Below are 23,764 nucleotides of genomic sequence, written 5' to 3' on the forward strand. Positions count from 1 at the left end.
CATGCAACCTTACCGGACGCTCTACATCGCTGTTATTTTTGTTTCTTTTTTGACCGCTTTCCCCGCCATGGCAGCCGAATCCGAATTGCGCATCGGCAAGTTCAGTTCGGCGGAACTCGCGGGATGGAAGGAACAGACCGTTTTCGGCTCGAAAAAATCGGCCTACACCTTTGTTCAGGACAATGGGAAGAGCGTTCTGATGGGAAAAAGCCACGATTCGGCTTCGGGATTGCTCCACAAGATCGATATCGATCCCAAGGCATACCCGATAATCAAGTGGTCATGGAAGATCGACCATACGATCAAGAAGGGGAACGAGCGGACCAAAGACGGACACGACTTTGCCGCCCGTCTCTACGTGGTGTTTCCCCGGGGATTCTTCTCCAGGACCAGGGCAATCGAGTATGTGTGGGGCAACGTCCTGCGCAAAGGGGAGAGCATCCGCAACCCCTACTCGAAGAACGTAGTCATGATTGCCGTGGATGGGGGTGATGAACTGGCCGGACGCTGGACCTCCCACCGGCGGAATTTTGTCGAAGACTATCGCGCCGCCTTCGGCGAAGAGGCACCCAAGGTCGGTGCCATCGCCATCATGACCGACAGCGACAACACCCATGAGTCCGCAACCGGCTACTACGGCGATATAACCGTACTCCCGGCGCCGCGGGAGGAGGAGCAGAGGCCGAAGGAACCGAAGCACAAGGAACAACCAGCCAAAGAGCAACCGGCAAAGCCGAAGGAGCCGTTGCCGAAGGAACAGACCAACGGCAACGGCTCTCACCCGGCGTCTCCGGTTGTACTTCCGCCCGCCCAAAACCAGCAATAGGCGTTGCTACATCCGGCTCAGCCTGGTCCGAAACTTCTCAAGGCGTGATGCGCCCTCTTCGATCAACCGCATCAAGTCCTTGCGGGCGCCACTCGCCACATCCTTGCCTTTTTCGACCAGTTCATCGGTCTTTTCGCCGAGGGTTTCCACCAGGTCGTTGATATTGGTCGTAATATCCTCCACCGCTTCATCGGCCCGGGTCTTGGCGCGCTTGGCATAGCGCGAGATATCCCGCCGCGTGCGCTGGCCGGACTGGGGCGCCCACAGCAGCGCAAGCCCTGCCCCCACGATGCCACCCGCCACCATCAGCAATGCTGCCGCAGCAACCTTTTTATCCCTGTCCTCCATGATCGGCCTCCTTTTGTACGGATCTCTGTTGTTATTATTGTACCCTACCGAAAAGAAAAATCTACCGGTCGCCCGCCCTTTCTCTCTGTGTACAATTTTTCCCTAATGCCTTTATCTTAGCCGGAAGTCATGTTATAAAAATCGCATACATAATCATTATCTCAAGATAGGGGATACGCATGAGCTCATTGTACGATGTACTCATCATAGGGGGCGGCCCGGCCGGCCTGGCCACCGCCTACCTGTGCCACAAGCATGGCCTCTCCTACCTGGTGCTTGAATCGGGCAAAGCGGTATTCCAGGGAATCGCCAATACCTATCCCGAGGGCAAGCATGTGTATGCCTCCAAACCCAAGGACGCGCCGGAACCGTTTTTGGTGGACGAACTGCGGCCGCCCGACAAGCCGGTCACGGTGGAGAGCTACATCCAGTATGTGCAGCATTTCGTGCAGCACGAGAAGATCAATGTGCAAACCGAGGTTGCCCTGGAGGATATTCGTGAAGAGCGGGACGTGCTCTCCGTGATAACCGACAAGCGCGTGTTTCGCGGACGCAAGGTCGTGCTTGCCTTCGGAAGCAGCATCCCCCGTGAACTCTCGGTATACGGCGATGCCAAGATGGTGGCCAAGAACCTGGAGGATGCCGGCAAATACGTCGGTGTCAAGACACTGGTCATCGGCGGCGGCAACACCGCGGCCGATGTGGTCATCGCCATACTCAAGGCCAAGCGGGAGGTGAACGACAACCAGCCGGTCTACTGGTCCCACACGTCGGGCAAGTTCGACGTCAACAAGGAGACGGCCCAGCGTTTGGGCGAAGAGATCCTGCTGGGGGGCAATATCCGTCTGTATCCCGGCGCCACACCGCGCATCGGCGAGGTGGATAAAGAGGGGGTTGACCGTCTGGTCATCCGCATCAACGAATTCAAGCAGGCGGACGGGATCGACCTGTACCACGCCCTGAGTTTTCCCATGGAGAACGTGATCGCCTGTATCGGTTCCCAAGGACCGATGCCGATCTTCGACAAACTCGGCATCCAGATGATCACCTGCGCGGCCGGGGTCTGCAAGATCGCCAAGGAGGGGGATCGCCTGGCGCTTTTGACCTCTGAATTCGAATCCACCCGCAAAGGGGTCTATGTCATCGGCGGCGCCATCTCCCCTTCCTACATGAAGATCAAAGAAGGGGCCATTGCCGAGGAGCGACATCCCAACCTGATCTACACCGCCATCAACGACGCCTACCACGTCGTGGAGGCCATCAGAAAGAAAACGGGGAATTAGGAAGCGTGCCGCTTGCGGCGTGCCGGAGCTCATTCCTGTGCACGGCGCGCCACACGCGGCTCCCATTTCAGACCAGTGCCCCCCCTTGAAAATTATCCCTGAGATGATTATGTTGGCTCCATATCGATTCCATCCCACAAAGGAGAGTGTATAAGTATGTCCAAGACTACCAAACAGTTCCAGACCGAGGTACAGCAACTTCTCGATCTGGTCATCCATTCCCTCTACTCCAATCGCGACATTTTCTTGCGCGAACTGATCTCCAACGCATCCGACGCCATCGACAAGGTACGCTTTGAGGCCCACTCCAACGAATCGGTGCTGGAAGGAAACAGCGACTGGAAGATCAAGCTCATTCCCAATAAAGATGCGGGCACCCTGACCATCCTCGACAACGGCGTCGGCATGAACATAGCCGAGGTCGAGGAGAACATCGGCACCATTGCCCGTTCCGGCACCAAAGCCTTCATGCAGAGCCTCAAGGACAAGGTATCCAGCGACAACCCGGAACTGATCGGCCAGTTCGGCGTCGGCTTTTACGCATCATTCATGGTCGCCGACAAGGTTACGCTCTTCACGCGCGCGGCCGGATCCATAGAAGCGGGATGCTGCTGGGAATCCGCCGGCGATGGTTCCTACAGCATCGAACCGTGCAGCCGGGAAAAGCGCGGCACCGAGATTGTCCTGCACCTGAAGGAAGAGTTCAAAGAGTATCTGGACGAGTGGAAGATCCGCTCCATCGTCAAAAAGTACTCGGATTACATCCAGTACCCCGTGGTGATGGACGTCACCCGTACCGAAGTGCCCAAGGGGGCGGACGGCAAGGAGATCGAGGGGGCTGGCACCATCGAGAAGACGGAAGAGGAAATCCTCAACTCCATGAAGGCCATCTGGGCGCGCTCCAAAAGCGATGTGACCGAAGAGGAGTACAACGAGTTCTACAAACACATCTCCCATGACTTCGAGAACCCCTTCCGCACCATCCACTTTTCGGCCGAAGGCACCAGTGAATTCAAGGCACTGGTGTACCTGCCGGCCCGCAAACCGTTCGACATGTTCTTCGCCGACCGCAAAAAGGGGCTGCAGCTCTATGTCAAACGGGTATTCATCACCGACAAGTGCGAAGAACTGATCCCCGACTACCTGCGTTTCGTCAAGGGTGTGGTGGATTCCTCCGACCTCCCCCTTAACGTTTCCCGCGAGATTCTCCAGGAGGATGTACAGATCAAGCGCATCCAGAAGAATCTGGTCGGCAAGGTCCTCTCCACCCTGGCCGAGGAAAAGGAAAAGAACTACGATTCCTATGTGACGTTCTGGAAGGAGTTCGGCCAGGTTCTCAAGGAAGGGGTCCACTTCGACTTTGCCAACAAGGAGAAACTCCAGGACCTGCTCTTGTTCGAAAGCACGCGGAGCGAGAACGGCTCGTTTGTGTCGTTGAAAGAGTACGTGGAGCGCATGCCCGAGGCACAGAAGGAGATCTATTTCATCACCGGCACCAGCCGTGAAGCCCTGGAGCAATCGCCCCACCTGGAGGTGTTCCGGTCAAAAGGTTTCGAGGTATTGTTTCTGACCGACCCGGTGGACGAATGGGTTGTCCAGGCGCTTACCGAATACGACGGCAAACAGCTCAAAGCGGTTGATCGCGGCGATATCAGCGTCGATAGCGAAGAGGAACAGAAGGAGAAGGAAAAGAAACGCGAGGAGGCCCAGAAGGAATTCTCCGACCTGGTTTCTCTCATTACGGACCGGCTGAAGGATAAGGTCAAGGAGGTACGCTTCTCAAACCGCCTGACCGACAGCGCCTGTTGTCTGGTTGCCGACGAACATGGCATGAACGCCAACATGGAGCGCATCATGAAGGCGATGAACCAGAGCGTTCCCGAATCCAAACGTATCCTGGAACTGAACCCGGACCACGCCATCCTCAAGGTCATGGCCGAGCTTCACGCGGCAGACAAGGATGCCCCGGCCCTGGGCGACTATGCCGACCTGCTCTACGACCAGGCCCTCCTGACCGAGGGATCGCCCATCAAGGACCCGCTGCGTTTTACGAAACTCGTCAGCGAACTGATGGTCAAAGCAGCCGCGAAATAGCTGAGACAACCTCCCCCGGTCCTGCCGGGGGAGTCCAACCGCCCCTCTCCGCGCCCCGCAATAAAAATTCAAATATCTCTACAAATTTGCCTGCATTATGCCGATATTGATTAAAGCACCACTCTCACACGAACGGTCCCCCTACCCTATTTCCACCGTGACGTCCATACGTCAAATAGCCAGGGATCGATCCAACGAACGGAGCTATATTCATGATGAGCGACACATCGGCAGGAGATGGAGCCAAGGAGAGCATCCCGGGCAAGGAATTCAAGAAGCTCGGCTACAGCCTGTTCATCGCCATTTCCAAGGACAAGCAGGAATGCCTTTGCAGCTATGTGCCGCGCCAGCAAGGGTCCATGATGACTCGGGACGACCTGAATGGCTACCTTGCCGCGGCCGGGGTGAAAGGGAACTTTAACGAAGGCGTCCTCAGCACCTTTGCGGTCAATGCCGCTGCCGGACAAGCGCAGCGCAACGTGGTGGTGGCAACCGGCATCCCGCCCGTCAACGGGATCGACGGCTGGCTTTCCTATACGGTACAACCGTCCGTTGCCGTCCAATCGGATGGCGACGATACCGCCGCCATCGACCTGCACCAGGTTCAGACCTTTATCAACGTCATGCCGGGCGACGAGATCGCCCACGTTACGCCCCCTACCCCCGGATCAGCCGGCAAAAGCGTGACCGGCGAGACCATCCCCCCCCAACCCGGTAAACCCCTGGCCCTCAAAATCGGCAAAAATATCACCGCCGAGGACAATGGAGAGCGGCTTGTGGCCAGTGCCGCCGGCAGGGTATGCGTGGCCTCCGGTGAAATATCCGTTGAGGAAGAGTATGTGGTGTCCGGGGATGTCAACTTCAGGGTCGGCTCAATCGTCTTCAACGGCATCGTTGAAGTGCGCGGGGACGTGCTCGACGATTTCAGCGTCAACGCCACCAAGGGGCTGCGCGTCACCGGCAATATCGGCAACTGCAGCATCCAGAGCGGTGGCGACATTTCCCTCTGCGGCATGGATGGTCAAGGAAAGGGAAGCATCGTGTGCGGCGGCAGCATCAAGGCGCAGTTCATTCATGACTGCCTCGTCGAATGCGCCGGCGATATCATTGTTGAGGTGGAGTTGCACAACTGCATCGTCAGGACGCTGGGCAGGATCATCGTCAACAAGGGGGCGATTGCCGGAGGCTCATATACCGCGCTGGGAGGTATTGAAGCCAAAAAGATCGGATCGATGGCCTCGGTCAGGACAAAGCTGACCGTGGGCGTCGATTATCACGATGCCGAAGAACTCGAAAGGCTTATGGAGGAACTTGCCCTCAACCACAAGCAGAGCGGGGAGGCGGGAACGCTTCAGGAAATCGAGGAGTTACGCCAGAAAAGGGCAGCCCTGACGGACCGGATCATGGAAATCCGCTCAAAGGTCGATGAACGGGCCAACCCAAAGGTCAATGTCAAAGGGACCCTCTACGACAACAGCCTGCTGGTGGTCGGAATGCAGAACGAAGAGGTCAAGGACCCCCATGACGGGCCTCTCAGCGCAACTGAAAACACGATTGACAGCGGACTGCGCTATCTTTCCCTGACCAGCCTGGATGTCAAGGCAGGCGACATCGAGAAGGCCTTTATTCTCGAGTATCAAAAAAGGTAGCCGCCCCAAACGGGGCGGCTCGTCACAAACTATCACCTCATCAGTGTCTAGTGAATCTGGAGTATGGTTTCCAGGGCCTTGCGGTAGGCCGCAGCAGCTTCCTGCGGTTTCTTCTGTCCTTCAAACATCCGTCCCTTGTACACGTACAGATTATAGTCCAACGGGTTGATCTTCTCCGCCTCGTCGAACATCCGCAGCGCCTGCTCCGGCTTATCCTGCTTGCCATAGGCAAAACCCGCATAGTAATAACACGGCGTGTAGGATTCGTCCGCCTTCAAGGCGCTCTCCAGCAAGCTCTGCCCTTCCGCCAGCCGGCCGTCCTCGAACAACAACAGCGCCGATTCGCACAGGGCAATGACATGGGTCGGTTCCTTGCCTAGGGCCTCCCGGAACTGCGCCTCGGCCAGGGCCTTGTCCCCACGTTGCATATAGAATTTGCCCAGGCTGATGTGGGGCAGGACAAACGCGGGGTCGGCCTCGATGGCCTTCTTGAACCACATCTCGGAACTCTCGGCCATGCGACCCGATTTCAGGGTATTCCGCCCCATGTTATAGAAACGAAGCGCGCTCTTGGCCGGTTGATACCCTTTTTTCGCTACGATGGCCGGCTTCGCCCCCTCCAGGGATGCGGTCACGAAATCCGCCATCTCCTCCGCGCCCACCAGGGGATAGCCGGAAAGCTCATACCGGATGACCCGTTCCTTGTCCACGATGACCGTCGTGGGCAGGGCAATGATGCCAAGATCATGGAAATAGTCCAGACCGCTGTCCACGAGAACCGGATAGGTCAGCTTGAGCCGCCCAACGGTCGAACGAATCCGCGCCAGGTCGGCAGCGGAGATCTTCTGCCCGTCAGCGTTGATGGCCACGACCGCCAGCCCTTGGTCGCGGTATTTTTGATACAGCTTCTCCATCCGGGCCAGGGCCTGTTCCGATTTTTTGTCCCAAGTGGACCAGACCAGGAGGATCGTCAGCTTCTCCCCCTTCAGGTTGGCGAACGACCTTTTTTCGCCGGACACCTGGTGCAGGGAGAAATCGGGAGCCTCCATGCCGGACTGGAGCTGCTGAAGCGTCGCAGCCGCCGGGGTGAACAGGAACATGCCGTACGCGGTGAACAGTGTGGCCAGAAGCGCGGTTCTCTTCAAAAAAAGATCACGGGGTGAAACTCTTTTTCGGGACATTATTCCTTCCGCTCTGCATCTCACGCCTGAGGTGGGATCGAGTGTTATTTTCTCCCCTGCCGATACTTTGCTATGCCTTCTTGGTACTCCGCCAGGGCTTTGTGGGGGTCACCCGATGCTTCGTACACGCGCCCCAATTCATAGTGGGCCCTGACCGGATTCGGATTGCGGACCAGGGCCGCCTTCAACGCCAGTTCGGCCTCCTTAAGATTTCCAGCGCGGGCCAGGAGGAGCCCCTCCCCCGTCTTGCTGCCGGGGTTCAGTTGTGTACGCCTCAGGATATCGTCGGTCTGGAAAATGGTTTCCAAGGCCTTGCGGTAGGCCGCAGCAGCTTCCTGCGGTTTTTTCTGCCCTTCAAACATCCGTCCCTTGTACACGTACAGATTATAGTCCAACGGGTTGATCTTCTCCGCCTCGTCGAACATCCGCAACGCCTGCTCCGGCTTATCCTGCTTGCCATAGGCAAAACCCGCATAGTAATAACACGGCGTGTAGGATTCGTCCGCCTTCAAGGCGCTCGCCAGCAAGCTCTGCCCTTCCGCCAGCCGGCCGTCCTCGAACAACAACAGAGCCGATTCACACAGGGCAATGACGTGGGTCGGTTCCTTGCCCAGGGCCTCCCGGAACTGCCCCTCGGCCAGGGCCTTGTCTCCACGTTGCATATAGAATTTGCCCAGGCTGATGTGGGGCAGGACAAACGTGGGGTCGGCCTCGATGGCCTTCTTGAACCACATTTCGGAACTCTCGGCCATGCGACCCGATTTCAGGGTATTCCGCCCCATGTTATAGAAACGAAGCGCGCTCTTGGCCGGTTGATATCCCTTCTTCGCCGCTATAGCCGGCTTCGCCCCCCCTAGGGATGCGGTCACGAAATCCGCCATCTCCTCCGCACCCACCAGGGGATAGCCGGAAAGCTCATACCGGATGACCCGTTCCTTGTCCACGATGACCGTCGTGGGCAGGGCAATGATGCCAAGATCATGGAAATAGTCCAGACCGCTGTCCACGAGAACCGGATAGGTCAGCTTGAGCCGTTCCACGGTCGAACGGGCCTGTGCTATTGCGGTATCGGCACTCTCCTGCACATCCGCTTTGATGGCCACGACCGCCAGCCCCTGATCACGATATTTCAGATAGAGTTTCTGCATCCGGGCCAGGGCCTGTTCCGATTTTTTGTCCCAGGTGGACCAGACCAGGAGGATCGTCAGCTTCTCCCCTTTCAGGTTGGCAAACGCCCCTTTGCCGCCGGACACCTGGTGCAGGGAAAAATCGGGGGCCTCCATGCCGGACTGGAGCTGCTGGAGCGTCGCATCGGCGGGGGTGGCGGGCAGGACCGCACAGGCCGCGAAGAGAACACCCGGCAGCACGGCTCTTCTCAAGGCACGCAAAGCGGTGGATAGGGGGATAGTCCTGATCATCGTTCCTTCTGATAGGTATCGGCCGTCAAACAGCCGGGTGGAAAGAGGCAGCGGGATGGGTTGTTACTTCCTCCCCTGCCGGAACTTCGTTATGCCCTCTTTGTACTCCGCCAGCGCCTTGTCGAGGTCGCCCGATGCCTCGTACACGCGCCCCAACTCATAGTGGGTCCTGACCGGATTCGGATTGCGGAGCAGGGCCGTTTTCAATACCTGCTCGGCCTCCCTGAGATTCCCGGTGCGGGCCAGGAGTATCCCCTCGCCCGTCATGGCGGCATGGGAGTGCCGATTGTGTTTCAGCGCCTCGTCAAACGCCGCCTTTGCCTCTGCCGGGGCGCCGGCGTCCAGCAACAGGTATCCCAGACGCACATACAGGACCGCGTCATCCGGCGCCCGAACGATCTGCTCCCTCAGGCCGAGAATCTCATTGTCCCGAGAGTGTGGGTCGGCTGGGGTGGCAGCGGGCGGCGGCACCTTTTCCGTGGTCACCTTGGGCGCGGTTCCGTCTGCCGCCCAGGAAGAAACGGCCACGAGTGCGACCATACCCACAACACCCCACAACAGCTTGCCACCAGACTGGCGGGGTGGGGTCAATGCCGCCAAACGCTCTGCGCCGCCGTCTGCCATTATTGATTTTTCACCGCATGTTTCCGGTCATAGGTGAACTGCTTGTGGCACCCCGGTAGACACCGTCCGCCATCGGCGGTCTTCTCGAAACCGACCGGCAGTTTCCAGGCGTTAAAGGGAACCGTATCCCGCACGTGGCGGGGATTGTTGGTAGCGTGGGCATCGTGGCACGCCCGGCAGGTGCGCCCCTTTACCGCCTTGTTGACATGGACGAAATGAAGGTTTTGATCGCCATTCCTGAAGGCGGTCAATTTTGTGGTTCGTTCGTCTTCAGCCAGGGATTTTTCATGGCACATGTAGCACAGCTTATAGTTTTCCGGGTTATAGCCGGCATAAAAAACGGGGGGGAAGTTTTCGCGCAGAATTCTGAAGTTCTTGGAACCGTGGGTGTTGTGGCACCCCGAGCAATCCTTCTGCTTTATGGGGCCGTGAAAATCCGTATTGCCATCCAGAAGGGCCTTCATATTTGCCACCCGCGTCGCACCGGTCCCATACTCCCTGTTATGGCAGCTCATACAGAGGTCCGCCGGTTGCATGGTCAACTGCTTGACGTAATCGGATACGTGGGGGTCATGGCAGGCAAGGCATTTCTTTTCCGTGGCAAGCCCCTTGTGCTTCACGGTCGCCGAGTTGATATCCGTCTGTTTTTCCTTGTGGCAGCCAAGGCAGAGTTCCTCCGAACCATCGGCCTTGAAGTTGTACCGGTACTCGCCGCTATGGGCATCATGGCAGGCGGTGCAGGACTTCTGAACCGGAGCATGGGTAAACTTCTTGTTTTTGAATGCCTCGGCCTTATCGGCATGGCATTCGAAACAGACGGCGTTGACGGTAGTCCGCAGCAGTTTGGGGAAATCGCCCTGGTGTACGGCGTGGCAGGTGGTGCAACTCCCCACGGCAACCGGCCCATGGACGAACTTGCCCTTCATGATGGAGCGGTCGTGGCACTTGAAGCAGAGTTCCGCGCCGGCGGCACGAAGCTGGTACTTATTGGGGGACTGGTGAGAGTCGTGGCAGGTGAAGCATTTACCCTGTTTGACCGGTGCATGGACATACTTGTGGGTATCGAGACGCTCGTGGCACTCGGCGCACAGCTTGCCCGTGTTCTCTATGGTTTCGAACGTGTGTTTCCCTGTCGGCTTGTGGCAGAAGGTGCATTCGCCCGTTGCCACGGGACCATGAACGTACTTTTCGGTACCCATTTTGCCGTGACAATCGGTGGTAACGCAGGATGCTTTGGGGGGAGCGGGTTGGCTGGACAATGCAAAGGCATCGTTCGCGGGGCCGGCGGACAAGAGGAGCAACAGACCAGCAACAAACATCACAGCCACAGCACATGGAGTCTTCCTGCGCACAGTACAATCCCTCCTTCATTCAAGTGAATCATAACATTGCAACTGTGCTTTAAAACCATGTATGTAGCTAATTGTCAAGCGATTTATCCAGAAGGCCTTCTTGCATCATATGGCTGCGCATACAAGGGGCATTGGATCGCGTCGGGGTGCAACAGGATCAGTAGGCGTACAGAACCTCGATATTAGCCTGCGCCGTGGGATTATTCTGTCGTTCCCCCTGGAGCTCCATACGGTAAATATACGGAAACGACTGTGGTGTGAGGACCGTGCTGGATTCCGCAACTCCGGAGCCCTCCAGTTGCAGACCGCTCGTATCGGAGTTGCCCTTCACCGTATCCACGATCTTGGAATACACGACAAACGGACTGCCGTTAACGGCAGACATGGCAAAACTCATATCGGGGCTCTGCTTGGGGTTGGGTGTATTACTGCACCCAGCAGGCCAATTGGCGGTCGATTTGGTTAACTTGCTCTGAATGCATGACTGGGCAGAAAGCAGCTTAGTCACGGTAACACCATTGCTAAAGGCCGTCTGAAGGTCCGCCGTCATGGTGGCGCTCGAGTAGTTCCGCATAATAAACGGCAGAATATCCTTGGCGTATATCTCTGCCCCGCCATAGGTGGCCTCGAGAGCGGTCTTGTAATGTCTGTTCATCCCTGACACCTGGACGCTCTGGGTCATCATGTAGAGCAGAGCCATAACAATCGTGAGCGATATCAGAGTCAGCATCAAGGATGTGATCAAGGCGAAACCATCTTCATTCTTTATCCTGTTCAAGGCCATCACCTCAGGTTACTCATTGGAAAAGAGATTTTTGGGACGCACCACGAGACGGTACAGCTTCCATCGATAATTCAGCAGCCCCTTTGCAGCCAGATCGTAGGAACTGGTCAAGCTTATTTCAGCCGCATTACTGTCACCGACTACAATCGGCGACGGGCTGGTATAGTTCAGATCGCGCCTGCCGTTCTGGGCCAGCACATAGATCTTCACCAATTTCAGGTTGTTCCTGATATTCGGCACAGTGGCGGCGGAGGCGTTGTTTGCCACTGAAAGCGCAGTAGCGACCGTGCCGCCAGTTGGTGCAGTACAGATGCCTGTCATGACACTACCATTTGCATTCGAATAACAATCGATTGCGCCATCACCGTCCATATCCCACCCGAGGACAACCTGCATATCGGCAACACAGTCCAGGAGAGGAAAATACGTCAGCTTGCCATCGGAGTGGTTGACCATCGCCTTGTAGAGGATGCCGACATAGGGGCTGGGATTGCCACTGGCGTCCTTGGCGCAGACAGCGGGAATTCTGCTCGCATCGGGTGAACCGGCACTACTCGTCGGCTGAGCGACAAAGTAGTCGGCACGGTTGAAGGGCATGCGGGGAGTGGAACCGTCAATTCCGTACGCCGTATAGATAGCGTTACTCGATGATGAAAACTGGGCAAAGGCCGTATTGCTGAAGGCATAGGAGAAGTTGGTCGGGGAACCTGAAGTGTTCGCCATGAGCGTCGTACTCTGACCAGTGGCGCTCACCTGTCGCTTGAGTAATACGACATTATCGTTGTTTCCCAGATTCTCAGCTGCTGATGTCCACGAATGGGGTTTAACGTTGGGTGGTGAGATTTCTAGGTAGGTCCATTTCTGGGCGGTTTTGGAGGTACTGACCGTGGTGGCCTTGATAACCAGATAGTCGGTATTGGCAAGAATCTTGTAGTTACCGCTACTGTCCGGGTCCGACGAGACAGATGCCACATTATTGCCGGCTATGATCGGCCGCGGCGGCTCGGTACCGGTATTGAAGTCGTTATAGGTGCTTGCGGGGGCATTCAAGGCTTCGCCGGTATATGCGATCGACGAGGTTTCGGTAAAGAGCCCCAAACCGGCCTGCTGAAGATCATGCCTCAGCATTTCAAGCCCTATGACCCCCTCTATATTGCTCTCCTCGCTCCGAAACACTTTGGCACTCTGTTCGAGGATCGTCTTGAATGCGCTTCCCGTTATCATCAGCACAATCACGAAAACCGTCATAACAATCAAAACCTCAATCAGAGTAAAACCTTTGTTATTCACTCGCATAGTATTTCCATTCACTGATTTGTCTTTGTGATTATCGCTGCCGCCCCATGGTTGTACGAAACCCCTCTATGGTGCCAAGAGACCGCAATATTGACCTGTTTGGAGTTCTGGAGAATTGTTCCGGACCGGGTAATCGAAAAATTCTTAAACGCATTTAAAACCGGGCGATTACTGATAACGTAGGAGCTGGTAGATGTTGAAACGAGATCATAGCCTTTGGCCATTTCCCTGGCCATTTGTTCATCCGCGACGACAACTCCCTCGTTCCGCAACTGGTTCTGGAGATTGTGATTCAGGGATACGTTTACAGCCTGCAAAAGTCCCAGAAGCCCCACCATGAGGATAACGATAGCCACAAGGAACTCGATAAGGGTAAACCCGTTGTCATTTAACATTGCAGTTGTCCGGTTGCCCATTATTGTCACTGTCCACTCCCTGCCCCATATTGGTTTTAGCCATGCCGACAGCGATACAATCGAACATGGCGCCGCTATTTACCGGGTTGATAAAGAAACTAAGCGCATTGCTCGAGATTCCCCTGATATCGAATTCAAAAAAAGTGCCCGCTATGGAACTGCCATTGCTCAGGCTCAGTTGATAGGCGGTATTTTTGGTGAAAAGGACGTGCCCTCCCGTCAAGCTATCCTCGTTGTCGCTGCTGTAATTTTTCATCACATAGCTGGTGGGTTGGAATGTAATCCTGTGTCGTCTCTTCTGATAGATGGAATGGAGCCTGGCATCATTCAGGTCGGCAAATATCTGCCGTGTCTGGCTCTCGATCCGAGCCTTGCGTTGCATGGTAGTGAAACTGAGCGTGGCAATAGAAAGTATTATCCCAATGATGGCCATGGTGACGATAAGTTCAATCAATGTGAATCCTGCTTTGGTCATCCCCTATCTCCCCGGCCGGGTCCAGAGAGAGTGCAAAAAGAAATTTGCACCCTCACCCGGCACATAACAGCATTACTTCTCTCTAACATGCAGGAACTTCTTTACCGGCGGCGGGTTCGTGACCAGTGAGAGCCCCTGGGAAACGGGGGGAACTCCGGAAATCGGGGTAGCCAGACGCCTCGAATTGTACCGTTGGTTCGAGCTGCCGAAAGCCGACTGCAACGATATCTGCGAGAAGGCCCCGGTGGAAACCTGTATCAGGGCTTTTCCCTGCATGGCCGCGGAGGGCGGCGCTCCTCCGCTATCGTAGCGCACCGCCCATATCAGGGTGTCGCCACCGAATTTGCACACATCGCCGCTCGGTTTCAAGGTAGTGAAAAACACCGCTCCGGCGGCACTGGCAATAGGGTCGGTAATCACACGTTCGGCATTGATGGAGTTGGTGCTGTCGGCCGCGTCCAGGTTGATGTACCACCCTGGAGCGGTCTTACTGATGGTCGTGGCCGGCGCAGACGAGCTTGAGCCGGATTGGTCCACCAACCCTGATGGTGACGCATCGGTGCAGGTGGGATCGATATCATTGTCCGTTCCACCAGTGATGTTGTTGAGCCCGCTAAACCGGCCATACCGGTTCGCGGTACTGTAGCAGGGCTCCTTGACGCCGTACAGGGTCCGTTGCCCCGTACCATCGTCGCCTTTGAAAAAATAACGTCCGGTTCCAAAGTACAGCCAGAGGTTTTTGTTGCTGCGATCCTGAAGCTTGGTCACCGAAGTGGTAACAGGGCCGATACCGCTGATAAGGGGCGAGGCGGCCCAGGTGCTGGGATCGGTGCTTTCCTTGGTCACCAATCGTATCACACCGCCATTGGTCCAGGTGCCATCGCTGGCCTGTTGCACATACCCGATATAGACGGCGTCATCACTGTACCAACCGGTGGACGCCGAATTCCAACGATCAGTGTCGATGACGCTGGTGGACAGGGAACCGGCAAACGCGTTAGCCGGAAGAGTCGTATTATCGGCGAATTTGTCGATCGTCCGCACCAGGGCACCGGTAGCTAGATCAACCACAAAGATACGCAGTTGCTGATCAGACTGCCCCGTAAAGTTATGCTTTACCGTATCGATGTATCCAGTGGGGCCCGAGGCGAACACGGCAAACCAGCGACCGTTTTTTGTATGGTCAGGCGCAGCCGTGTCCGTCACGCCGTCCGACGCCTTGACCTTTCCCGCAATGCGGACAAATGCCGGGCCGGTCGTGGAAAAGCCCGTTTGACCGACAGCGGAGGTCGTGCCGGGAAACTCCCACAGGTACGTGGGGGTGGTAGGGTTGGTCACGTCGAGTGCAAAGTAGGAGGAATACCCAACCCCGGTAGCGGCGGTTGTCCCCTTGATGGGCGTTTTGACGCTGTCTGTCGGAGCGTTGTAGGCCGGGTCTCCGTTCCATTTGGCCGCGCCGCCATACCCCATTCCCCCAATCAGCACGGTCTTCCAGGTAGAACCGTCCGTGCTCTTGACACAATCCCAATAGTTCGCGGACGAGGAGCATGCTGACGGTTTTATGACGCTCGCATCAATGAGCGATGGCGATTTATCCACATAATAGATATGGCAATAGGCCGGATCCTTTAGGTAGGGCAGAAAGGGCAATGCCTGTTTCGGGATAAAACTCCACTCTTCCCGGCCCAGATTGCTGCTGCTGGTAGCCGGACTGCCGGAATAATAAAACTGCGCCTTGTCGAATCTGCCGCTCAACTCCTTGAGAATCCCCAGGCGGAAGGCATGCAGCATCCCGTCGTTGCTGCCGGCGAACACCATCCCTCGATTCTGGTAGGTAGACGATTTAAGAAAGGCGGCATAGGTCTGGTCGTTATAGCCGTTGGGAACGGTGAGGTTGTAGGAGTTTTGGCTCACCGTGGAAACCACCCTGGGGGTGGATGTTACGATATCGCCGAGTTTCCAGACACGATAACAGCTATCGGTGGAGGTGGGTTCCAGATTGGTGCTGCTGACGCCGCAATTATCGATGCTGATCTTGCGGTTGCGGTAGCGGGTGCCGTCGCTATCCGCGCTCTGGTCACTGCCGTTGATGTAGTCGATCACCTTGCCGGTTTTCGTGACGTCGGACATGCCGAGCAACGACAGGATGGTGCTCTTATTCTGCAATGCCGGATTGTAGGCAGAGGTCAGAGTGGTGAACTTGGTTAAACTATTGCTATTGAAGACGTCCAGGGAAGAATCATCCGTGTGCGTATAGAGCAGCCGCGGGTCGCTGGTGGGGTTCCTGGTCCACAAGGTTTTCCCGGCCTTCCATAAACTGCTGATCGTATCGGGGTCCACCACGACGTCCGGCGTCGCCGAATCCGGCGTGCCGTCGCCATTCGCGTCGCTGTACAGCTGCACGAGGGTCTTGTTCTGGGATGAATCGAAATAGAACTGGGCAATCCTGTCATCTCTCAGGTTCAATTTATAATCTTTATTCGTATCTTCCCTGATGGAAGTCGTCTGGAGGAACGGATCCAGGTAATACCACATATTATAAAGCTCGCCGATCCAGTAACCCGACGTCCCGTTGTCGAAGTCCTTGCGCGGAAAGAAGACCGCCTGGATCAGGCTGGCGCCGCTCCCCTGGCTGTTGTTGAGGATCGACGCCGCCGTACCCGAGGCGACCCGCGCCAGGATGGAATCGAGTGCCTTGCGCAGTTGCTCCTCCATCTTGCTCGGGTCGGTCACCAGGAAGTAGTTGTCCGGGGTGCCGTTCCCCACGGTATCCCATTCGTTGCAGCGGGTATTGCGCGTGTTCGAGCCGCGGGTGGCGGGGTCGCAGGTGGCATCGGTGTAGGGCATCCCGGTCCCCTCCGAGTCTTTAAACCCGCCGTACTTGGCCGCATACCAGAGGGGCGGCTTGGGCAGTGAAACGGTTGCGGAGCTTGCATGGAAGGTCATGGACTGGGAGGTCGTGGGCAATGGGTTGGTGGTGTTGGCCCATGACGAACCCGAAGGTGGGGATGCGGTATGCTGGACAATCATGTAGGCGCCGGAGCTGTCTCCCACACCGGCAATGGTGAAACCAAACGCGTCGGGATTGCCGGCTGACGAATAGACCCGTTTGACCTGCACCCATACCTGATCGCCCGTAGGGTTTGCCGCCGCACAGTTCGAGTTGGTCGCTCCAGAGGCGCAGACCGTATATTCGGCCAGTACGTCCAGGTCATAATCGGTCCCTCCCAAATCGTCAAAGGAGGTGTTGAACTTGACATACTTGAGGTTATTGGAAGAGTCGTACTCGGTATCGAGAACATAGTAACCGACTGTTGCCATGGGTGGGCAACTGGAGGTGGTAGAGCCTGATTTCGCGTCGATACTCAGATTCGACACGAGATTCCCTGCGGCGTCAGTCACTTGTGCAACGTTAAAGTTTGTATTGGATGTGGTGCAGTTCCAACCGTAACTGTTGGACACCGACTTGCCGTAGGGCATAATCAGGGCCTGCGTGTTGGCTGCTGTCGTCACCTTGATCTCAGGTACGTTGGAAGTAAAGGCCACCACATAGGTCAGCGCGTTCGGGGTACTGGTGTTGCTCAGTAGCGAGTTGTGGCCGTACAGGGCCACGGCGGCCGGGTAATAGGATCCCTTCAGATCCCCCTCGGCCGGGCAGAGCCCGCGGATATTCCCCATGCCGCTGACATTTTTGCTGTCGCAACGGCCGGACGCATTAGCTCCTGACTCCCCAACAACCATTGAGGTCATTGAGTTATTCACATTTTCGTTATTCCAGATACGATTGGCCAGTGTCTGGACGTTCAGGTTGGGGAGGTCGCCGGTAAAGCTGCTGTTGAAGGCCGATCCGGGTAACTGGTCGTCGTCGAAGCTGTTGTAGACATCGGAAAAGACCAGATTAAAACGCATGGAACAGGCGGGATAGAGGGTCGCCGGCGTGTCCCAGGAAGGCTGGGAGGAATAGTTGCCGTTGTCGCCGTTCGAACCGTTGGAAATGCCGGAAACAAAGTCGGATGTAGGGCTGCCCTTCCCGGCCCAGTAGCGCATCCCTTCGTACAGGATCTCGCCGATGGGGTTGCCCCACTGGGTGTTCAGCGGATAGCTCGACTGGGCCTTGAACTGCTCGATGGACTTGATGAGCAGCCCCTTGCCGCTGCTGGCGGAGGTCTGGAACTGGCCGTTGCTCTGGTTGGTCTCCTCGTTGATGCTGTAGATATCCTTTCTGATATACCCGCCCGCCTTGGGGTTCTGGTAGGAACCGGCGATCATGCCGAAGAACATGTTGGCCGCATTGACGCACTGCCCCTTGCCGATGGAGGAGCAGCTGCTGTCGCTGGTGCAGGCGGTGTACATGTCCTTGCTGCAGACCTTGGCGCTGTTGGCGGTCTCGCCATAAAGCTGCATCAGCCCCACCGAACGGTAGTTGGTGCCGTAGGCCTTGCAGTGCTTCGTCTCCCAGTTGGCGTCGGTGATGAAGCCGGAGGCAGGATCGCACACCTTGACCGAGACGTTGTACTTGGTCAGTCCCGTTAGAGTGGCGGACTCGGCTTGCCCGTCGCCATTCAGATCGATGGCGTTGTCGGAGCAGATATTGCTGTTACCGTCCACGTTGACCCAGTTCCAGGCCCGCAAGCCGCCCGTAACCGTCACTCCCGACACTGCGGTGGCATCGGGGATGACCTTCAATTGCGAGATGTTGTTGCCGCCGACCGTGGTCCCGTTGACGCAGAACAGGGCGCGATTACTGCCTCCGGAGGGGAATAGTTTAGGGGCGTCGCTCCCCAGGTACTCCTTACCCCAGATATGGCCGTCCTGGGGGATATATTCGCCGCTGATCACATCGTAGGCGTTCCCCTGATTGTCCGAGGTGCGGTAGCCGCCATAGATCACCAATTTGATGACATCGGCCCGGGACATGGTGGCCCAGTTGAGGAAGTTGCCGCTCCACATGCCGGCGTTGGTGCCGGTGCAGTACTTTTGGGCGTCCACCTCGCCGTAGGGTTCGAAGCGGCCGCCGGAACTATTGTAGTTGTAGCACTTATGGGAGTCGAAATAGCCGTAGTAATCGTAGGAGTGGGTGTACCCGGTTTCGAGCTGGCCGTCGCCGTTGATGTCCGAGGCGTCGTTATAGGCAGGATAGTAGAATTTGTGGTCCTTCCCCATGGTGAACAGCACCTGGGGGGGGACATAACCGGCCAGGAACGGTGGCTGCACGCAGTAATCCGACATGCTCGGGGTATAGGTCGTCTGGCTGGAAGCCGCGTGCAGCGGAGTCCCCTCCCCCCAAAATGCCAGCAGCAACGCAGCTAAAACCAACCCAGGTATGTCCAGTCTACATTTCATGGTAACTCCTCCCACAGTGCTCCTGCGTCTTGCCGTTTTCTACATGCGTTCCAGCAAACTTTTCAACGTCACGGCATCCCGAATGCCTACCACCACCGAGCCATCGGGAAACACGATGGTGGGTGTGCCGGTAAGGCCATGGGCATAGGCAAAGCCCATGACGGCGTCAAGCTGCGCCTTGCCTTCGTCACCCACCGGTTGCGGCAGGTCTTTCCCTTCGAAGGCAGCATCCAGCAGTTCCCTGCTCTTACGTCCCAGGATGACCCGCGCCTTGTCATAGGCTCCCTGATGTATCGGCAGGGGAAAGAGCATGACACGTATCGACAGGTCGGGGGCCAGCTTCTCCAACTTCTTCAGTTCGCCATGGAGGTTGCGGCAATAGGGGCAGTCGGGATCAGTGAAGACGTAGAGACGTTTTGCACCGTCGGGGTTGCCGAGGTTCAGGGCATACTGATCCGGGACGGAAACCGGGTTAATGCTTGCAATCTTCTTGGGCTGCAAGGCCGGGGTGCCGTGGGATGCAACGGGTTCAAACGTATCCAGGTCGAGGACTAATCCCTGTATCAGGAACTTCTTGCCATAATCGAGATACACGATCCCTTCTCGACCGTCTTTTTCCACAAGTAGTTCGAACATGCCGCGATTGGGCGCCTGCTTGACGGATTTGACCGTCCCGCCCCCTTTTTTCAGGAGTTGGGTGGCCTCCGCCGGCGAGAGGGTGTGACACGAAGTGCAATCGCCACGAACAGCGCTTTCATGAGCCAACACCAACGTGGGGGTTGACAGCAGCAACATCGCACCTATCGCAATGCAATTTTTTAAACTCATGCGTTAGCCTATTTTTCTTCCAGCATTTTTTTTAACGTCTCCGCATCCCTGCCCCCAACCAAAATCTTGCCGTCCGGCAGGACCAGCGTGGGGGTGCCGGAAATGCCGTTGGCATTGCCGAATTTGATATTGGCATCCACCTGGGCCTTGCTGGCGTCTTTCGCCGGTTTGGGAACTTCTTTCCCTTCAAAGGCCTTGTCCAGCACATCAAGGCTCTTTACCTCCAGAATCGCCCGCGCCTTGTCGTAGGCGCCCGGATGCATAGGCAGCGGGAACGGGACGATGTAAATCGCCACATCCGACGTTGTTTTGGCGAGCGTCTTCAGTTCAGCATGGAACTTGCGGCAGTAGGGGCAGTCCGGGTCGGTGAAGACGTACAGCTTCTTGGCGCCCGTGGGGTTGCCCATGACAATCGAGTTTTCCAGAGGAATGGTCTTGGTATCGAGAGAGGTCACCTGTTTCTGCTGGGACTGCTCCGGTACGTGGGCTGAGACCGGTTGCAGGGTTGTCAGGTCGATGATGAGGCCCTGCATGAGGCGTTTCTTGGCGTAGTCGATATAAACGACGCCCTGCCTGCCGTCCTTTTCCATCAAGACTTCGAACATCCCCTTTATGGGGGCGGGTTTGACGGACTTTACCGTTCCGCCGGCCCCCTTGAGAAGTTCCGCAGCCTCCGTAATCGAAAAAGTGTGGCATGATGTACAGTCATTGCTATGGCCTACTTTATCCATGGCGAATAACGGGGTGGTAAAAAGAGAGATAAGTGCGGCAGCGGAAAACAGTATCTTGAACATAATACTTCCTTTCGGGGAATGTAGCGATTATCAAGCAAAATAAGTGCCTTAAATCACAAACCGGCAACACATTGTTTTTAATGAGTTTTACAATTGGCGCCCGAGTGACCCTGCATTTTTTTCATACCTGATCGGTCGTCCGCCGATCAACTATGCAATTTTTGCTTACTCAATCCCGAACTCTTTGAGCTTATACAGCAGCGAGCGGTGGCTGATTTCCAGGATGACGGCGGCCTTGGTGCGGTTGCCGCCGGTCTTGATCAGTGCCTTGCGGATAAGGTCCCGCTCCAGGGCGTCTTCAGCTTTCTTGATGGAGAGGTTTTCGTCCGACAGGTGTACTTCGGAGGTTCTCACCCCGCCCCGAAGCCTGGGAGGCAGGCACTCGGCGGTAATAGCGTCGCCGACGCGAAGGATGGTGGCGCGCTCGATAACGTTTTCCAGTTCGCGGACATTGCCGGGCCAGTCGTATGCGGTCAAGAGCCGCATGGTCTCCGAAACGATCCTGACCGGTGCGGCGCCATCGCCGGCTCCGTATTTGGCAATAAAATGTTCCGCCAGGAGGGGAATATCCTCGATCCGCTCTCTGAGCGGCGGCAGGGTGATGCTGAATACGTTCAGCCGGAAGTAGAGATCTTCCCGGAAGCGGCCGGAGCGCACATCCGCTTCCAGATCTCGTGACGTGGCCGAGACGACCCGCACATTGACCTTGCGGGATGCGGCAGCCCCCACCCGGCGGATCTCCTCCTCCTGAAGCACCCGCAACAGCTTGACCTGCAAAGCCTGCGGCATCTCGCCGATCTCGTCGAGGAAGAGGGTCCCATTGTCGGCCTGTTCGAACAGGCCGGCTTTGTCGCCTGAGGCGTCGGTGAAGGCACCCCGCACATGGCCGAACAGTTCGCTTTCCAGCAGGTTTTCGGGGATGGCGCCGCAGTTGACCGCCACGAACGGTTGCTTTGCCCTGTTCCCACAGGTATGAATGGCGCTTGCCACCAACTCCTTGCCGGTGCCGGACTCCCCCAGGATCAGCGCAGTGGTTTTGAGGTCGCCAATCCTGCGGATCTGGGAGAATAGCTCCTGCATGGCCGGATTGCGGCTGATGATGCCGCAGAAACCGTCCTTGCCGGCCACGACCTCACGCAGCCGCTGATTTTCCGATTTGAGGCGTTCCCGTTCCTCGGCCTTCTTCAACACCATCACGATCTCGTCTTTTTTGAACGGCTTGGAGATGAAATCGTAAGCCCCCATCTTCATGCATGCGACCGCCGTGTCCACCGTCCCATAGGCGGACATCATGATGAACGGCGAGGCGATACCCGACTCCAACGCCCGGGCCAGGAGGGTCTTGCCGTCCATTTCCGGCATGCGGATATCGCAGAGGATGAAGTCGTACGTAGCCGCCTGGAGACGTTCCAACCCGGCAACGCCGTTGGCTGCCGTGTCGGCCAGATATCCCTGGCGGGTCAGCATGACCGAGAGCATGTGACGCAGGTTTTCTTCGTCGTCGATGACCAGGATACGTTTGGGGCCGTCGGTCATGGGGCGTCTTCCGCAACCTGGGCGGGAAGCCAGACGGTAAAGCAACTCCCGGTGCCCGGCACGCTCTTCACGGTGATTCTGCCTCCGAAGGCCTCGACGATGCGCGCTGATATGGCCAGTCCCAGGCCGGTCCCCTTTCCGGGCGGTTTGGTGGTGAAAAAGGGATCGAAGATACGCGCAAGATGTTCCTCCGGTATGCCGCCGCCGCTGTCCATAACATCCAGCCGCAGACAGCAGGAGGAATGGCGGAGGAATGGCGGGCAGGCGTCCTGCTTGGCCCGAATGGCCAGCTTCCCGCCATCCGGCATGGCATCGCGGCTATTGAGAATCAGGTTGATCAGCACCTGCTGCAGCTGGTGAGGGTCAACCAGCGCCATGGGGAGATGCTCGTCCAGCAGGGTGGAGACCTTGATGCGCTTGAACGCCCCTTGCTGCGCCAGCAATTCGAGGGATGCGGTAACCAGCGGGCTGAGGTCGCACGCCTCGACGGCGCTGCCGCGGGGTCGGGCAAAATCCAGGAGTCCCCGCACGATGCGGTCGATGCGGTTGCAATCCCCGGAGATGCGCTGGGCGTAATCCTGAACGGCGGAGTTATGCGGCTGTTCGCCGGAAAGCAGTTCGGCGTATCCCATGATGGATGCCAGCGGTGTGCCGATTTCGTGAGCCATCCCGGCCGCCAACAGTCCGATGGAGGCCATTTTTTCGGTGTGAATCGCCTCTTCCCGAGCTTGGCGCAACTCCTCGTTGGCCTTTTCGAGAGCAGCCACATGTTCGGAAACCAGACGTTCCTTGCTGAGCAGGGCGCGGGACATGTCGTTAAACGATTCGGCCAGGCGGACGAGTTCCGCGCTGCCGGAAACATGGACCTGCTGGCTGTAATGGCCGCCGGTGATCTTTTCCGTGGCGGCCAGCAGGCTGTTGATGGGTTTCACCACGATTCTCGACAGGATATAGGAACCGAAGCCCAAAAGGAGGATGAAGTCGATAACGAAATAGGTCATGAAGAGCTTCTGCGAACGATGCAGACGTTCGTTCTCCGCAGTGAGCGACAACACGATCCCCGCCCTGCCGACGGTGACGCCGTTTCGTATCACCGGGATGACGCGGGCGATAGCTCCCCCACCCTGCAGGACAGCGCCCCGCTCCAGAGACAAGGGGGAGCCGCTGAAGGGGAGGTAGATATCGACCGATTCCTTGCCGGCAGTAAAGATGACCTTCCCATTGGCATCGAGCAGGGAGAGCCGCATGAAGACACCGTCATCGGCCAGCTTTTGGGCGAATACGGCCGGAGGCGATGCGGGCAGGATCATCCCCTCCGGAAAGGTCGGCACCACATCGGGCAATTGGGCGACAAAGGCGCTTAACAGCGTCCGTCCATAGTCACCCTTTTGCGAATAGAGGTCATTGGCGGAGGTTTTGAAGGCCAGCGTGCTGAAGAGCAGCCACGCCAACAGCAACATGCAGGTCAGAAAGGCAAGGATGGATACTGTCAGGCTGAGTCGAATCGAGCGCACCGT

The 23,764-nt window shown here is 57.0% G+C and carries 18 protein-coding genes; 4 read left to right on the top strand and 14 right to left on the bottom strand.

The genetic code is table 11. The annotated features are described in order from the left end of the window. Window position 1: 1 nt before the first annotated feature. A complete protein-coding gene (locus ET418_RS02005; protein ID WP_188055214.1) occupies window positions 2-826 on the top strand; it encodes a DUF3047 domain-containing protein in 825 nt (274 codons plus the stop codon). Between the two features lie 6 nt (window positions 827-832). Here ET418_RS02005 and ET418_RS02010 read toward each other — a convergent pair whose 3' ends face one another. Beyond that, window positions 833-1,174, bottom strand: coding sequence for a YtxH domain-containing protein (locus tag ET418_RS02010; protein ID WP_149305896.1), 342 nt, complete (start codon window positions 1,172-1,174; stop codon window positions 833-835). A gap of 179 nt (window positions 1,175-1,353) precedes the next feature. On the opposite strand from ET418_RS02010, the gene ET418_RS02015 reads away from it, so the two are divergent. From ET418_RS02015 to ET418_RS02025, 3 genes are all read left to right on the top strand, one after another. Further along, on the top strand, window positions 1,354-2,457 hold the full coding sequence (locus tag ET418_RS02015) for an NAD(P)-binding domain-containing protein (protein ID WP_149305897.1): 1,104 nt from the start codon (window positions 1,354-1,356) through the stop codon (window positions 2,455-2,457). Window positions 2,458-2,613: 156 nt separating this feature from the next. Beyond that, window positions 2,614-4,551: a molecular chaperone HtpG gene (gene htpG, locus ET418_RS02020; RefSeq protein ID WP_149305898.1), complete on the top strand. Its 1,938-nt coding sequence runs from the start codon at window positions 2,614-2,616 to the stop codon at window positions 4,549-4,551. A 212-nt stretch (window positions 4,552-4,763) separates the two neighbouring features. Beyond that, window positions 4,764-6,200, top strand: a complete 1,437-nt coding sequence (locus ET418_RS02025) for a DUF342 domain-containing protein (protein WP_149305899.1) — start codon at window positions 4,764-4,766, stop codon at window positions 6,198-6,200. Between the two features lie 47 nt (window positions 6,201-6,247). On the opposite strand, the gene ET418_RS02030 is transcribed toward ET418_RS02025, so the two are convergent. From ET418_RS02030 to ET418_RS02090, 13 genes are all read right to left on the bottom strand, one after another. Next, window positions 6,248-7,381 (bottom strand): redoxin domain-containing protein, encoded by a 1,134-nt coding sequence (locus tag ET418_RS02030; RefSeq protein ID WP_149305900.1) that lies wholly within the window; start codon window positions 7,379-7,381, stop codon window positions 6,248-6,250. A gap of 44 nt (window positions 7,382-7,425) precedes the next feature. Then, entirely contained in the window at window positions 7,426-8,799 is a 1,374-nt protein-coding gene (locus tag ET418_RS02035) for a TlpA disulfide reductase family protein (RefSeq protein ID WP_149305901.1), read from the bottom strand. Between the two features lie 63 nt (window positions 8,800-8,862). Then, window positions 8,863-9,423 (bottom strand): tetratricopeptide repeat protein, encoded by a 561-nt coding sequence (locus tag ET418_RS02040; RefSeq protein ID WP_149305902.1) that lies wholly within the window; start codon window positions 9,421-9,423, stop codon window positions 8,863-8,865. Further along, the gene (locus ET418_RS02045; RefSeq protein WP_188055216.1) at window positions 9,423-10,742 is read right to left on the bottom strand and encodes a cytochrome c3 family protein; all 1,320 of its coding nucleotides are present in this window, start codon (window positions 10,740-10,742) and stop codon (window positions 9,423-9,425) included. The genes ET418_RS02040 and ET418_RS02045 overlap by 1 nt, the downstream gene beginning before the upstream one ends. A gap of 190 nt (window positions 10,743-10,932) precedes the next feature. Continuing rightward, the gene (locus ET418_RS02050) at window positions 10,933-11,553 is read right to left on the bottom strand and encodes a hypothetical protein (protein WP_246152906.1); all 621 of its coding nucleotides are present in this window, start codon (window positions 11,551-11,553) and stop codon (window positions 10,933-10,935) included. A 15-nt stretch (window positions 11,554-11,568) separates the two neighbouring features. Continuing rightward, the gene (locus ET418_RS02055) at window positions 11,569-12,855 is read right to left on the bottom strand and encodes a prepilin-type N-terminal cleavage/methylation domain-containing protein (RefSeq protein WP_149305905.1); all 1,287 of its coding nucleotides are present in this window, start codon (window positions 12,853-12,855) and stop codon (window positions 11,569-11,571) included. An 11-nt stretch (window positions 12,856-12,866) separates the two neighbouring features. Beyond that, on the bottom strand, window positions 12,867-13,250 hold the full coding sequence (locus ET418_RS02060; protein WP_188055218.1) for a type IV pilus modification PilV family protein: 384 nt from the start codon (window positions 13,248-13,250) through the stop codon (window positions 12,867-12,869). Then, a complete protein-coding gene (locus ET418_RS02065; RefSeq protein ID WP_149305907.1) occupies window positions 13,240-13,746 on the bottom strand; it encodes a pilus assembly FimT family protein in 507 nt (168 codons plus the stop codon). Before ET418_RS02065 ends, ET418_RS02060 begins: the two co-directional genes overlap by 11 nt. Window positions 13,747-13,818: 72 nt before the next feature. Beyond that, window positions 13,819-19,089, bottom strand: a complete 5,271-nt coding sequence (locus tag ET418_RS02070) for a pilus assembly protein (RefSeq protein ID WP_149305908.1) — start codon at window positions 19,087-19,089, stop codon at window positions 13,819-13,821. A 39-nt stretch (window positions 19,090-19,128) separates the two neighbouring features. Further along, a complete protein-coding gene (locus ET418_RS02075; RefSeq protein WP_188055220.1) occupies window positions 19,129-19,884 on the bottom strand; it encodes a DsbC family protein in 756 nt (251 codons plus the stop codon). 41 nt (window positions 19,885-19,925) lie between these two features. Further along, window positions 19,926-20,711, bottom strand: a complete 786-nt coding sequence (locus ET418_RS02080) for a DsbC family protein (protein WP_149305910.1) — start codon at window positions 20,709-20,711, stop codon at window positions 19,926-19,928. A gap of 165 nt (window positions 20,712-20,876) precedes the next feature. Then, window positions 20,877-22,247 carry a sigma-54-dependent transcriptional regulator gene (locus ET418_RS02085; RefSeq protein WP_149305911.1) on the bottom strand — a complete coding sequence of 457 codons (1,371 nt, stop codon included), beginning with the start codon at window positions 22,245-22,247 and terminating at the stop codon, window positions 20,877-20,879. After that, window positions 22,244-23,761 (bottom strand): sensor histidine kinase, encoded by a 1,518-nt coding sequence (locus ET418_RS02090; protein ID WP_149305912.1) that lies wholly within the window; start codon window positions 23,759-23,761, stop codon window positions 22,244-22,246. The genes ET418_RS02085 and ET418_RS02090 overlap by 4 nt, the downstream gene beginning before the upstream one ends. Window positions 23,762-23,764: the final 3 nt, after the last annotated feature.

The sequence above is a fragment of the Oryzomonas rubra genome (assembly GCF_008369015.1).
GTDB lineage: Bacteria > Desulfobacterota > Desulfuromonadia > Geobacterales > Pseudopelobacteraceae > Oryzomonas > Oryzomonas japonica.